The organism is Microbacterium songi, from assembly GCF_042747925.1.
Classification (GTDB): Bacteria; Actinomycetota; Actinomycetes; order Actinomycetales; family Microbacteriaceae; genus Microbacterium.
In genome coordinates this window covers 565,561-578,792 of sequence record NZ_JBHZIE010000010.1, presented here as the reverse complement: position 1 = coordinate 578,792, position 13,232 = coordinate 565,561, and the positions used below count along the sequence as shown (strand labels likewise).

Annotated in this window: 10 protein-coding genes; 8 read left to right on the top strand and 2 right to left on the bottom strand. The window is 69.6% G+C overall.

Annotated features, from left to right (window positions below):
• Position 1 precedes the first annotated feature (1 nt).
• From ACFM35_RS13780 to ACFM35_RS13745, 8 genes are all read left to right on the top strand, one after another.
• Entirely contained in the window at positions 2 to 658 is a 657-nt protein-coding gene (locus ACFM35_RS13780; protein ID WP_378842961.1) for an aspartate/glutamate racemase family protein, read from the top strand.
• Entirely contained in the window at positions 655 to 2,094 is a 1,440-nt protein-coding gene (locus ACFM35_RS13775) for an alpha-amylase family protein (RefSeq protein ID WP_378842959.1), read from the top strand. Before ACFM35_RS13780 ends, ACFM35_RS13775 begins: the two co-directional genes overlap by 4 nt.
• An 84-nt stretch (positions 2,095 to 2,178) precedes the next feature.
• A complete protein-coding gene (locus ACFM35_RS13770; RefSeq protein ID WP_378842957.1) occupies positions 2,179 to 3,954 on the top strand; it encodes a hypothetical protein in 1,776 nt (591 codons plus the stop codon).
• The gene (locus ACFM35_RS13765) at positions 3,951 to 5,798 is read left to right on the top strand and encodes an MBL fold metallo-hydrolase (protein WP_378842955.1); all 1,848 of its coding nucleotides are present in this window, start codon (positions 3,951 to 3,953) and stop codon (positions 5,796 to 5,798) included. The genes ACFM35_RS13770 and ACFM35_RS13765 overlap by 4 nt, the downstream gene beginning before the upstream one ends.
• Entirely contained in the window at positions 5,795 to 6,814 is a 1,020-nt protein-coding gene (locus ACFM35_RS13760) for a LacI family DNA-binding transcriptional regulator (RefSeq protein ID WP_378842953.1), read from the top strand. The genes ACFM35_RS13765 and ACFM35_RS13760 overlap by 4 nt, the downstream gene beginning before the upstream one ends.
• Before the next feature lie 152 nt (positions 6,815 to 6,966).
• A complete protein-coding gene (locus tag ACFM35_RS13755; RefSeq protein ID WP_378842951.1) occupies positions 6,967 to 7,932 on the top strand; it encodes an ROK family protein in 966 nt (321 codons plus the stop codon).
• Entirely contained in the window at positions 7,925 to 8,503 is a 579-nt protein-coding gene (locus ACFM35_RS13750) for a D-sedoheptulose-7-phosphate isomerase (RefSeq protein ID WP_378842949.1), read from the top strand. The genes ACFM35_RS13755 and ACFM35_RS13750 overlap by 8 nt, the downstream gene beginning before the upstream one ends.
• Positions 8,500 to 11,097 carry an alpha-mannosidase gene (locus ACFM35_RS13745; RefSeq protein ID WP_378842947.1) on the top strand — a complete coding sequence of 866 codons (2,598 nt, stop codon included), beginning with the start codon at positions 8,500 to 8,502 and terminating at the stop codon, positions 11,095 to 11,097. Before ACFM35_RS13750 ends, ACFM35_RS13745 begins: the two co-directional genes overlap by 4 nt.
• 36 nt (positions 11,098 to 11,133) lie before the next feature.
• Here ACFM35_RS13745 and ACFM35_RS13740 read toward each other — a convergent pair whose 3' ends face one another.
• Together ACFM35_RS13740 and ACFM35_RS13735 are read right to left on the bottom strand one after the other, a co-directional pair.
• A complete protein-coding gene (locus tag ACFM35_RS13740; protein ID WP_378842945.1) occupies positions 11,134 to 12,183 on the bottom strand; it encodes a Gfo/Idh/MocA family protein in 1,050 nt (349 codons plus the stop codon).
• Positions 12,180 to 13,172, bottom strand: coding sequence for a Gfo/Idh/MocA family protein (locus ACFM35_RS13735; protein ID WP_378842943.1), 993 nt, complete (start codon positions 13,170 to 13,172; stop codon positions 12,180 to 12,182). The genes ACFM35_RS13740 and ACFM35_RS13735 overlap by 4 nt, the downstream gene beginning before the upstream one ends.
• Positions 13,173 to 13,232 lie beyond the last annotated feature (60 nt).

The window sequence follows — 13,232 nt, the reverse complement described above, 5'->3', positions numbered from 1 at the left end:
AGTGGGTCTGCTCCACACGGTGCCGGCCCTGGCGCCGCTGTTCCACGATCTGCTGCGCGCACGACGCGGTGATCTGGACATCGTCCACGTGGTCGACCCCGCGCTCCTGGCCGACACCATCGCCGCGGGCGGGGTCACCGACGAGGTGGCCGCTCGCGTGCGCGGTCACGTGGAGTCGCTCGCCCGCGCAGGCGCATCGAAGGTCCTGGTGACGTGCTCCTCCATCGGCGAGGCGGCCGAGCGGGCCTCAGCCGACACCGGCGTGTCCGTCGTGCGCGTCGACGCGGCCATGGCGGGCACGGCCGTCGACCGCGCGAGCTCTGCGGGCACGGAAACCGGGCGCGTCGGCACGATCGCGGTGCTCGCCACCCTCGAGGCCACGCTGGGCCCGACGGTCCGGCTCGTCGAGCGTGCGCTGACGTCGGCTGATGTGCGTGTGACCGCGACACTCGTGCCGCAGGCAGCCGAGGCGCGCGCGGACGGTGACGGCGCCACCCATGACAGGCTGATCGCCGCCGCCGTGGGTGCGACGGACGCGGACGTCGTCGTCCTCGCGCAGGCATCCATGGCCGCCGCTGCCGGCGGGGACACCCGCGTGCTGACATCGCCCGAGAGCGGCGCGACCGCGTTCGTCGACGAGCTCGGTGCCGTCGTGTGAGCGGAGTCACCCTCCTCACCTACGTCGACCGCCTGGCTGCTGACCTCGCGGGGCTGTCGCGCGTGCTCGCGGAAAGTCTTCCGCAGTTCACCGGGGTGCACATCCTCCCCTTCTTCACCCCGTTCGACGGTGATGACGCCGGGTTCGACCCGGTCGACCATTCACGGGTCGACCCGCGTCTGGGCGGATGGAACGACGTCCGCCGCATCTCCCGGGACAGGGATGTCACCTTCGATCTGATCGTCAACCACGTCTCGGCCCATTCCGCCGAATTCGTCGACTGGCTCGACCGCGGCGACGCTTCCCCGTCCGCCGGGATGTTCCTCACGTTCGACGCGGTGTTCCCCGACGGCGCGGGGGAATCCGAGATCGCCGCCTTCTACCGGCCGCGTCCCGGGGTGCCGTTCACCCCGTACCGCTCGGGCGACGGACGGCGGCGGCTCGTGTGGACGACGTTCATGCCGTCGCAGATCGATATCGACGTGCGACATCCCGCCGGCATCGCCTACCTCGAACGACTCGCCGACGCGCTGTCAGCGGCCGGCGTGTCGACCGTGCGACTGGACGCCGTCGGCTATGCGGTGAAGACCCCGGGAACCGACTCGTTCATGACCGAGGACACGCTCGTCTTCGTGCGGCAGGCCGCGAGTCTCATCCGCGACCGCGGCATGCGCGTCCTGGTCGAAGTGCACGCGCACTACTCGCAGCAGCTCGCGATCGCGCCGCTCGTCGACCTGGTCTACGACTTCGCGACACCGCCCCTGCTTCTGCACGCCCTCGGTACGGGGCGCGTCGATCGACTGGCCGAGTGGATCGGAATGCGGCCCGCGAACGCCGTCACAGTCCTCGACACGCACGACGGCATCGGCATCATCGACGCCGGACCGGGGGCCGGCCAGCGGGGCATCCTTTCGGAGGAGGAGATGGTGGACGTGTTCGCGCGCGCCGCCGTCGCCACGAACGGCCACTCGACGCTCGCTTCGGTGACCCCGACCTGGGCCGGCATGCCTCACCAGGTCAACGCCACGTTCCTCAGCGTCCTCGGAGGCGACACCCGCCGGATGCTCCTGGCGCGCGCCGTGCAGATCTTCCTGCCGGGCGAGCCGCAGTTCTACTACGTCGGGCTGCTCGGTGGCGAGGACGATCGCGAGCTGTTCGGCGCCACCGGTCAGGGACGCGACGTCAACCGCCACCGCTACAGTCCGCAGGAGCTCTCCGCGGCACTGCGGACACCCGTCACACGGGGTCAGCTCGCTCTCGCCGAGCTGCGCAGGCACCCCGCATTCGACGGCCGGTTCGTGTGGACCTCGCCCGACGCGGGGTCGTTGCAGCTGAGCTGGACCAACGGCTCGCGCCATGCGCGTCTGGACGCACGATTCGACAGGCCGGGCTTCGAGATCCACGTCGACGGCGCCCCTTACCCGATCGTCGAGTGAAGGGCGGCGCTGACGTCATGGCGGCGAGCCGGGGCGCGTCCGCGACCTCCGAACCTGGGAACGCTGCCACATAGGATGACGCACATGACTCGCCCGTCGATGACCGAGACCGTGGACCGCATCACCATCCGCGGGGACGACTACGCGCTGTCGTGGTCGACCGGCGCACGTGGCGTGGCCCGCTCGCCCTATCTGGAGCTGGGTGACGCGGCCGGGTCTCGCTGGTCGCGGCTGTGCGTGCTCTCCAGCGTCCACACCCAGCAGGGCCAGGACGAAGCACTGTCCATCGACGAGCCGACGGTCTCCGCCGACGGCGACGCCCTCCTCGTCTCGATCGCCACGCGATCCAGCCACTGGTCGGCGCGGCGCTTCGTCGTCCGGTGCACGGCGTCGGCAGTGGAGTTGCGGGTCGAAGCCGAGGGTTTCGGCGACATCACCGACGTCACCCTCGCCGGGGGCGACGGCATCCTGCCGACGGGGGCCTCCGGTACGTTCCGTTCGTCGATCGACGCGGCGTCCCTCTATGTGCCGACACCGACGGAGCCCGTCGCGTTCGTCCGCCCCGCCTCCGCCGCAGCCCTCCTCGGGATCGTCGGGGATGCCGACCCCGGACGCCTGCACGGCATCTTCTCTCCCCCACCGCTCGCGTTGGCGTGGGGTCGATCCGCGCCCACCGGCCCCACCGTGCCTCCCGCCGGAGACTGGCTCGCGATGTCGGTCCGAGCGCCCGTCGAAGACCTTCGGTTCACGACCCTCGCGTACGAGCCCCTCGACGGTGGATTCCTCCTGCGGCTCAGCTATGAAGGACACACGCCGGTGAAGGGTGTCTGGCGGTCGCCGATCGTCGTGCTCGCACCTGTGTCGACCCCGCTGGACGCGCTCCTGCACCACCGCGCCGATCTCGTGGCCCACGGGTTCGCCGAGGACGCCGGATCCGTCGTCATCCCCTGGTGGCGTGAGCCGATCTTCTGCGGGTGGGGTGCACAGGTCGCCCGGGGTGGTGCACCGGCGCCCGATCTGTGCCGCCAGGACATCTACGACGAATTCCTCGCGATCATGCGTGCCGCCGACCTGAGACCCGGCACCGTCGTGGTCGACGACCGCTGGCAGGAGTCGTACGGCACGGCGCAGCCCGATCTCGACGCGTGGCCCGACCTCCGGGGATGGATCCGTGCCCGTCACGCCGAGGGCAGCAGAGTCCTGCTGTGGTGGAAGGCGTGGGATCCCACCGGATTGCCCGTGGAGGAGTGCATCACGGACGCGGCGGGCCGAGCGATCTCGGCCGATCCGGGCAGTGGGGCCTATCTGGCGCGGCTGCGCGCGATCGTCGCTCGTCTGCTCGCCCACGACGGCCTCGACGCCGACGGTTTCAAGGTGGACTTCACGCAGCGGGCGCCGAGCGGGCGCTCCCTGATGCCTGCAGTCGGCAGTGACGGCGTGTGGGGAATCGCAGCGCTTCATCGCCTGATGGCCGAGATCCACGGCGCCGCCCACGCGGTGAAGTCCGACGCGCTCGTCATCACTCACACCGTTCATCCGTCCTTCGGTGACGTCACCGACATGGTCCGCACCAACGACGTGCTCGAGCTCGACGTGGCAGGTGATCCCGTGCCCGTCGCAGATCAGCTCCGCTCCCGGCATGCGATCGCGACACGCACACTGCCGAGGCATCCGATCGACACCGACCAATGGCCCATGCCCGGCCGCGCGGAGTGGCTCGACTATGCGAGGGTGCAGGCCACCCTGGGGGTGCCGGCGCTCTACTACCTCGAACGGGTCGCCGAGGGAGAGACCATCGGCGCCGAGGACCTCGCCGTCATCCGCGCCACATGGGATGAGTACCGGAGGACCCTCCGGTGAGTCCCGTCGAGATCGCACCGGGCATCTGGCGCATCGCCGACACGTGCGCCGTGTATCTCATCGTCGACGTCGACGCCCGCCCGGGCGAGCGCGACGCCGTCGCGATCGACTTCGGATCCGGGACGGCTCTCGACGAGATCGCCGGCCTCGGCATCCGGTCGATCACCGATGTGCTGATGACGCACCATCACCGAGACCAGGGGCAGGGGCTGCCCCGCGCCGTGGCACACGGAGCACGCATCCATGTCCCGCCGGTGGAAGTGGAGTTGTTCGACCGCGTGGAGGAGATGTGGCAGACGCGTCAGCTGGACAACGACTACAACCTGCGTCAGGACCGGTTCTCGCTCCTCGAGTCGGTGCCGGTGCACGCCACCGTTCCGGTCTACCGCGACCTGCATCTGCCCGGCGTCACCGTCCGCGTCCTCCCCACCCCCGGTCACACACTGGGCTCGGTCACCTACCTCCTCGATCGTGGCGCTGCCCGCGTCGCCTTCACCGGAGACCTCATCTACGCGCCGGGGAAGGTGTGGTCGCTGGCGGCGACGCAATGGTCCTACACCCAGAACGAGGGCCCCGCCATGACGGTACTCAGCAGCATCCTGCTCGGCCGTGAGGATCCCACACTGCTCGCACCCTCGCACGGTGCAGTGATGACCGACCCTCACACGGCGCTGGCGCAGCTCGCCGACACGATGCAGGAGTACGTCGATAGCAGACGTTCCTCCCCCTGGGATCTGGCGGACCGCCTCGACCATCCCTTCACCGCCCTGACGCCGCACCTGCTCCTGAACCGCACCTCCCTGTCGTGTTCGTACGTCCTGCTCTCCGCCGGCGGCGAGGCCCTCGTGATCGACTACGGCTATGACATGACGACCGGCATCGTGCTCGGCCAGGAGCGCGCCGCCCGACTGCCCTGGCTCGCGTCCCTCCCCGCTCTCCGCCGCGATCACGGCGTGGAGCGGATCACGGTCGCGCTTCCCACTCACTACCACGATGACCACGTCGCGGGCCTGCCGCTCCTCAGGGAGGTCGAGGGCACGCAGCTGTGGATCCCGGAGAACGTCGCGCCGACCATGGCCGATCCGTGGCGGGAGGACCTTCCCTGCCAGTGGTACGACTCCATTCCCGCCGACCGCGTGCTCCCTCTCGAGGAGCCGTTCTGCTGGAACGAGTACGTGATCACGGCGCATGCGCAGCCGGGGCACACGCTCTACGCCGTCGCGTACAGCCTCGAGGTCGACGGGGTGACGGTGGCGTTCACCGGCGACCAGCAGGAGGGCCTCGGCGGACGCGACGGCCGTCGGGACGTCATGAACTACCAGTACCGCAATCTGTTCCGACTCGGCGACTATCCGCAGAGCGCCGCGCTGTACCGCCGCATCGCGCCGGGCCTGATGGCGTCTGGTCACTGGGAACCGCGGTGGACGGATGCCGCGTACCTCGACGACCTCGTAGAGTCCGGTGCGCTCGTCGACGATGTTCACGAACGACTGCTGCCTCTCGACGAAGTCGGAATCCCCGCGGACGGTCAGCTCGCGCGCATCTCCCCGTACCGTGCCCGCGTGGGATGCGGTGACACGGTCGCCTACACGGTCAGGGTGCGCAATCCGTTCGACCGGGAGGCGGACGCGTGGCTGCGCGTGGTGCTGCCGCTAGGCTGGCGGTCATCCGAGGCGGAGATGGCCGCGCGGCTGGGCCCTCATGAGGAAGTGACCATGCAGTTCACCGTCGTCGCCGACACTGCCGGCCGCCGCCATCGACTCGCGATCGACGTCACCATCGGCGATCTGCGGCTCGGACAACACGCCGAAGCCATCCTGGACGTGCGCCCGGTGGGCGGATGAGTCGCGAGTTCCCGATCGCTCGTGCGACCATCAAAGACGTCGCCGCTGCCGCCGGAGTCTCTCGATCGACGGCGTCCCGAGCTCTGTCCGGGCACGGATACGCGGCGCCCGATGTGCGCGATCGGGTCCGCGCCGTCGCCCTCGAACTCGGCTACGTGGTGGACGCCACCGCGCGGAGTCTGAAACAGCGCACCAGCCGATCGATCGGCGTGCTGGTCTCTGACCTGCGGAACACCTTCTACGCCGAACTGGCGTCGGGCGTCGGCGCCGAGGCCCGCAGCGCCGGTCGTTCCATCGTCCTGGTCGATCTGCACGGGGTGGGCGAAGACGAACTCGAATCGGTGGAGACACTCGTGTCGTCGCGCGTCTCCGGTGTGATCGCCACACCGGTGTCCGCCGCGCTCGCACCCTTCCTCGCCCGCCGGGGGGTTCCGCTCGTCGAGGTGGACCGTCGCTTCGATCCGGCCGGCACGGACGCGGTCGTCGTCGACAACCGCTCCGCCGCGCGCGAGACCACTGCCCGGTTGCTGGCCCTCGGCCATGAGCGGATCGCCCTGCTGATCGACGAGACCGAGTGGACCACCGGAGACGAGCGGCAGCGCGGATACCTGGACGCACTGGCGGCACGGCGCATCCGCGTCGACGAGAGCCTCATCGTGCCCGCGGGGTGGGATGCCGCTCAGGCACAGGAGGCGGCCACCGCCCTCCTCTCGCGCCCGCAGGCGCCCACCGCGGTGTTCGCGGCCAACAACGTCCTCACGGAGGGCGTCTGGCGCGCGACGCAGGCCCTCGACCTGTCCGTGCCCGACGACCTCAGCATCGTCGGCTTCGATGATGCCCCGTGGATGAGCATGGTGGAACCAGGGATCTCGGTGCGGCGCCAGGACACCCTCGGACTCGGTGCGGCCGCCGTGCGCACCCTGCTCGGTCGCATCGAGTCACCGGATGCCCCGGTGCAGACGATCGTGCTGCCGACCGTATTCGTCGACCGCGGCTCGACGTCCGCACGGCGCTGACGCTCCGCATCGCTCCGCGCCCTGTCCCACTCCGGAGCCCCCCCCCCCCCCGGGCCGGGGTGTTGCTGATCCGGGATCTAACCTTGTACGATGTGGGAACGATGTCACATTAACTCGTCGACAATGACCGTCGTACGGATGCCGGAGGAAACATGGCCGTCAGGTTGCCGGTGCTCGCGCTCGACATCGGCGGGACGAAGCTCGCCACCGCCGTGGTGACCCCCGACGGGCGCACCCATGGATTCCTGTCGGAGCCGACGCGCAAGGAGCGCGGCCCGGACGAAGTCATCGCGCATCTCTTCGACCTCGGCCGCCGGAGCATGGCGGCGGCGGAGATCGACGACGTGGCCGCGGTCGGCATCAGCTGCGGCGGACCGCTGGACGCCGCCGCCGGTGTGCTCACCGGCCCCCTTCATCTTCCCGGGTGGATCGACATCCCCATCGTCGCGCTCGCCGAGTCCGCGTTCGGAGTTCCCGCCGTCCTGGAGAACGACGCCACGGCCGCCGTGCTGGGCGAATTCCGCTACGGCGCCGCCCGCGGTGCGGGGACGGCGCTCTACCTGACCATCTCCACCGGCATCGGCGGTGGAGCGATCATCGGCGGCCGCCTGCACCGGGGGGCGGCGGGGAACGGCGGGGAATTCGGGCATGTGATGGTGAGACCGGGCGGCCGCCTGTGCCAGTGCGGGCGACTCGGATGCCTCGAGGCCTACGCCTCGGGCACGTCCATCGCCGATCGGGCCCGCGATCTGCTCTCAGACGATGCTCGCCCTTCGATGCTGCGTCACGAGGAGCCGGTGCGCGCGGAGCACGTGTCGCGGGGCGCCGCGGCCGGCGATAAACTCGCTCGAGAGCTGTGGGATGACACGACCGAACTGCTCGCACAGGCGATCACAGACCTCGTGAACGCGTTCGAACCGCACGTCGTCGTGCTCGGCGGCGGTGTCACCCGGTCGGGTGCGATGCTGCTCGAACCGATCAGCGCGGCGGTGCGCCGCGACGCGATGCCGCCGGCCGGCGCCGCCGCCCGCATCGCGCTGGCAGAGCTCGGCGACGAGGTGTGCGTCGTCGGCGCCGCCGCGCTCGCCATGGATCTCGCGGAGGTGCACCGTGCCTGATTGGCTGGACGAACAGCTTCGCTCCTACTCCCGCGTCGCCGAAGACGCGTCCGCGCTGCTGGAGACCGTGCGCGCCGTCGGAGCGATGCTCATCACGTCGTTCGAGTCCGGCGGAACGCTGTACACGCTCGGCAACGGCGGCAGCGCCGCCGACGCCCAGCATCTGACCGGTGAGCTGATCGGCCACTACCGTCGCGACCGGCGGCCGCTCCGAGCGATCACCCTGACGACGGACGCAACCGTGTCGACATGCATCGCCAACGACTACTCCTTCGAGGACGTGTTCTCGCGACAGATAGAGGCCCTCGCCCGGCCGGGTGACGTCGTCGCCGCCTTCACGACGAGCGGTCGCTCGGCGAACGTCCTGCGAGCCCTCGACGTCGCGCGGGCGAAGGGTGCCGTCGCTGTCCTCTTCGGCGGCGGCGACGGCGGTCCCGCCGTCGCTCTCGCCGATCACGTGCTGCTCGTACCGTCCGACGACACCCCCCGCATCCAGGAGATGCACACCTTCCTCCTGCATGCCCTGTCCGAAATACTGGACGCCTGGGCGGCAGGAGAGGAGCCCTCATGAGACCTCGGCCCCCGGCATCCGCTCCTGTCTCCAACGCGCCCTCCGGCGCCCAGCCGGCCGACCTGGCACGCGCGCCCCGGCCCGCGGCGACACCCGATCGCAGTCTGCACATGATCGGCAATGCGCACCTCGATCCCGTCTGGCTGTGGCCGTGGCAAGAGGGATACCAGGAGGCCAGGGCCACCTTCACGAGTGCTCTGGACCGCATGGACGAATACCCCGACTTCGTCTTCACGTGTGATCAGATCGTGCTGCTGGCCTGGGTGGAAGAGCAGGATCCCGCCCTGTTCGAGCGCATCCGCGAGCGGGTCGCGGAGGGGCGGTGGGTCAACGTCGGCGGCTGGTGGGTCGAGCCCGACTGCAACATGCCGATGGGCGAGTCGTTCGCCCGGCAGGGCCTGTACGGGCAGCGGTACCTGCGATCGCGCTTCGGTCGGATCTCCAGCGTGGGCATGAACGTGGACCCGTTCGGCCACAGCGTCACGCTTCCGCAGGTACTCCGCGGCCAGCGGATGGACTCCTACTGCTTCCTGCGCCCGGGACCTCATGAGAGCGACCTCGACGCCACGCTCTTCCACTGGGAAGCGCCCGACGGCTCGCGTGTCCTGGCCTACCGCATCCCGTTCGAGTACGGCAGTGGTCCTGCCGATCTCGCTTTCCAGACGGAGAAGGCGCTCGGGCAGCTGGATCGCTCGCTCGGCGAGATGATGGTGTTCTACGGAGTGGGCAATCACGGCGGCGGCCCCACGAAGCTCAATATCGAGTCGATCCACCGATACGACCGCATGGGCACATTCGGAAGGATGACGATGTCCTCTCCCCGCGCCTACTTCGATGAGATGCTCTCTCGCGGCGACGCCTTCCTGGACCGGCTCGAGGTACGGCGTGACGACCTCCAGCATCATGCTCCCGGCTGCTACTCGGCACACTCGGGCATCAAAGCGTGGCAGCGGCGCGCGCAGTTCGCGGTGCTGTCGGCCGAACGATGGGCGGCTGTCGATCTCGCACTGACCGGTGCGGTCTACCCGCGCGACGACCTCGAACGCGCGTGGAAGCAGATCCTGTTCAACCAGTTCCACGACATCCTCCCCGGCTCGGCCATCGAGCCGTCCTACGACGACGCGCGCGACCAGCTCGGCGAGTCCGTGGCGATCGCCAAGCGCATCATCACGCGCGCTCACAACCGCATCGCCCGTCGCATCGATATTCCGGTGGATGTCTCGACGCAACCCGTCGTGGTCTTCAACCCTCATCCCTGGGCCGTGTCCACCGATGTCGACATGCAGTACGGCGGCCAGCCGCACGGTGTGCACGTCGTCGACCACGAGGGTGCGGCCGTCCGCACGCAGGCGACGCAGTCCACGGCGACGACCGGGGACATGAGCCGCGGCGCCCTGACGTTCCGGGCGGTGGTGCCCGCGCTCGGATACGCCGTCTATCGGATCCTCCCCGGCACATACCGCGAAACGGACGCGGACATCAGGGTGAGCGACAACGGCACCGTCTTCGAGAATGCGCACCTTCGCATCGAGCTCGATCCCGCGACCGGCGACGTCGTCTCGATGCTCGACAAGGCGTCGGGAACGGACGTGCTCGCCGGCACCCTCGGCGAGTCCCGCACCGTCGTCTGCGAGGACCCCACCGACACGTGGGGCCATCGCGTGATCTCCTACGCATGGCCGGGCGCGCCCATGATGCTCGATCGCATCGTCGTCCGTGAGACCGGCCCGCTTCGAGTGCGCGTGCGTGTCGAGCGTTCGTGGGGCTCGAGCACGCTCACCGAGGAGCTCTACCTCGCATACGACAGTCGGAGCCTCCAGGTCGATGTCACGATCGACTGGCACGAAAAGGCGCACCTGCTGAAGCTGCGCTACCCCGTCGGGCTGGACTCCCCCGTCGCGACGTACGAGGTCCCGTTCGGGGTGATCGAACGGCCGGTGGACGGCGCCGAGGAACCCGCCCAATCGTGGGTCGACCTGACCGGAACGATCGAGGGATCACCCGCGGGCTTCACCGTGATCTGCACGACCAAGCACGGGTGGGACGTCTCCCCGGCGGGCTCCCCCGGCATGAACACCCCGAGCATCGGGATCACCGCGGTGCGCAGCCCGGTCTACTCGTGGCACGACCCCCGGCTGTTGGATCCCGAGGGCGTGTACTCCTTCCAGGACCAGGGCGTTCAGCACTTCCGCGTCGAGCTCATCCCCCACCTGGGTGACCGGCGCACCTCGCAGCCGACCCGTCGCGCCGCGCTGTTGAGCCAGCCCGTCCGCGCTCAGCTCGAGTCCTTTCACGAGGGAGACCTGCCCCCGCGGCACAGCTTCGCCGACGACGGCGGCGAAGCTGTCATGGTCACCGCGCTGAAGGGCAGCGAGGACGATGCCCCGGACGGCGGGGCCGATGTCATCGTCCGTGCCATCGAGACACGGGGGGCGGCGGCGTCGGTGTCGATGGATCTGCCGCTCGTCGGACGCACCCTCGACGCCGACTTCGGACCGTATCAGCTGCGGACGTTCCGTGTTCCGCGAGATCAGACCGCCGAGATCGTCGAGGTCGATCTTCTGGAGTGGCCGCTCGGCCACCCCGTCGACTGAAGCGAGTCGATCGACGGGGTGGCTGCGGCCGCGGGCTCAGACGGCCGATGTGGTCGCGCGCACGCGGGGAACGGGCGCGAACGAACGAGAACGGTCCGACTCGTACGCCGCGAGGATCACGCCGAGCACATCGATCCCTTCCACGTGGGTGTGGATCGGCCGACGGCCGGAGAGGAGGGATTCGGCGAAATGTGCGACCTCGGCCGCGATGTCGTGGACCGGCTCGAAGTCGAGGACGACCGGATCCTGTCCGCGAAGTCGGTAGGTCAACGTCACGCCGTCGGACGACAGCGATCCGCGCTCCGCGACGAGCGAGAACTTCTCGGTACCCGGCGCGGCGTCGTACGCCCAGCCGGTGGTGACGACGCCGACGGCGCCGTTGTCGTAGCGCACCAGCACCTGCGCGGAATCCTCGCCCTCCATGAAGTCGAGGCGGTGTCGCGAGAGCATGGCGGTCACTTCGACGGGAATCGCTCCTGCCAGGTGCTGCAGCAGGTAGACCGGGTGGTAACCCGTATCGATGAGCTCTCCCCCGCCGGCTGTCGCGGCGCTGGCGCGCCACCCCATGCTCTCAGGCGTGAAGTCGTTGTAGAAGCTGTCGGTCGTGCGCACCTCGTAGACGCGGCCGAAGACCCCGTCGTCGATGAGTCGCTTGGCCTCCGAGACCGCCGGCAGGAACAGCTGATTGTGCGCGCACATGATGGTGACGCCGGAGCGCTCCGCAGCGTCCGCGATGGCGGCTGCCTCGGTCATCGTCATGCACAGCGGCTTCTCGACGAGCACGTGGAGTCCTGCCTCCGCGGCAGCGATGATCGCCTCCGCGTGCAGATGGTGCGGCAGGCAGATGTCGACCGCGTCCAGATCGGCCTCCGCGATCATGGTGCGGTAATCCTCGAAGATGACCACGCCGCCGTCGTCTCCGCGGCGCCTCTCCGCGTTCGCCCGCACGGGATCGGCGATGGCGGCGAAGATCACCGACTCGGGGTTGCGCCGATAGCCGGCGACGTGCGCTCCGGCGATGCCGCCGGCTCCGATGAGTCCGATCCTGATCTTGTCTGACATGTTCTTCTCCAGTCGTGTGCTCATGATGGCGGTGCGTCGTAGCTCCGAGCGGAGCCCGATGAGGCGTTGGCGGCGACGACGAGGCGGGTCAGCTCGACGGCGGCCTCGTGGTTCGTCGTGAGATCGGCCCCGTCGCGGATCGCCTCGATCCACAGCTGGAACGGCGTCGGCTCCGCCTCGGGGAGCGCCAGCTCCGTCCATGCGTCGCCGAACCGGCCGCCCTTGCCGATCAGAGCTTCCCGCCCGAAGCCGAACAGCACGGATGCGTCGGTGCCGCGCACCTCGAGGGCGAAGGCGCCGGGTGTCGTGACGAAGCTCGCTTCGGCCACGCCGACGGCCCCGTTCGCGTACCCGAGGACGACCACGGCATTGTCCTCCACCGCATGCCGGGTGAAGGCCCCGTATGTCGCCGCGACGGTCTGCGGACGGGCTCCGAGGAAGTGCTGCACGAGATAGGCCGGGTGGCAGCCGAGGTCGGCGAACGCTCCTCCGATCGCGAGAGCGGCGTCGGCGAACCGCTCCGGCAACCACCCGTCGAGCCAGCCGTCGTGCGCGACACGGACTCGGGCGTAGGTGACGGTGCCGAGGGCCCCCTCGTCGATCAGCGAGCGCGCGGCGACGGTGGGCGGCGCGCCGAGCTGCGGAAGCGAAACCACCAGCTGCACACCGGCCGCCTCGGCTTCGTCGATGAGCTCGATGCATTCCTCGACCGTGGGCGCCAGGAGCTTCTCCGTGAAGACGTGCTTGCCGGCGCGGATCGCGCGGCGGATGACGTCGGTGTGATCGGCCGTCGCCGTGGTGATCGTCACGGCGTCCACGTGAGCATGGCCGAGCAGCGCGTCGAGCGAAGGGACGAGGTCGATCCCCAGCTCTGCGGCCCCCTCGTCGGCGATGTGCGCGTCGCGATCCCACCCGACGACCAGATCCGTACCTGGATGCTCCCGTACCTCACGTGCGTAGTCGTTGGCGTGCACGTGCCAGAAGCCCACGACGCCGATCCCGATCGTCTTCACGACACCCCCATGTGTGCGAACCCGCGCCGAGAGCGCCGGTCTCTGCTGGAATGTGGCAAC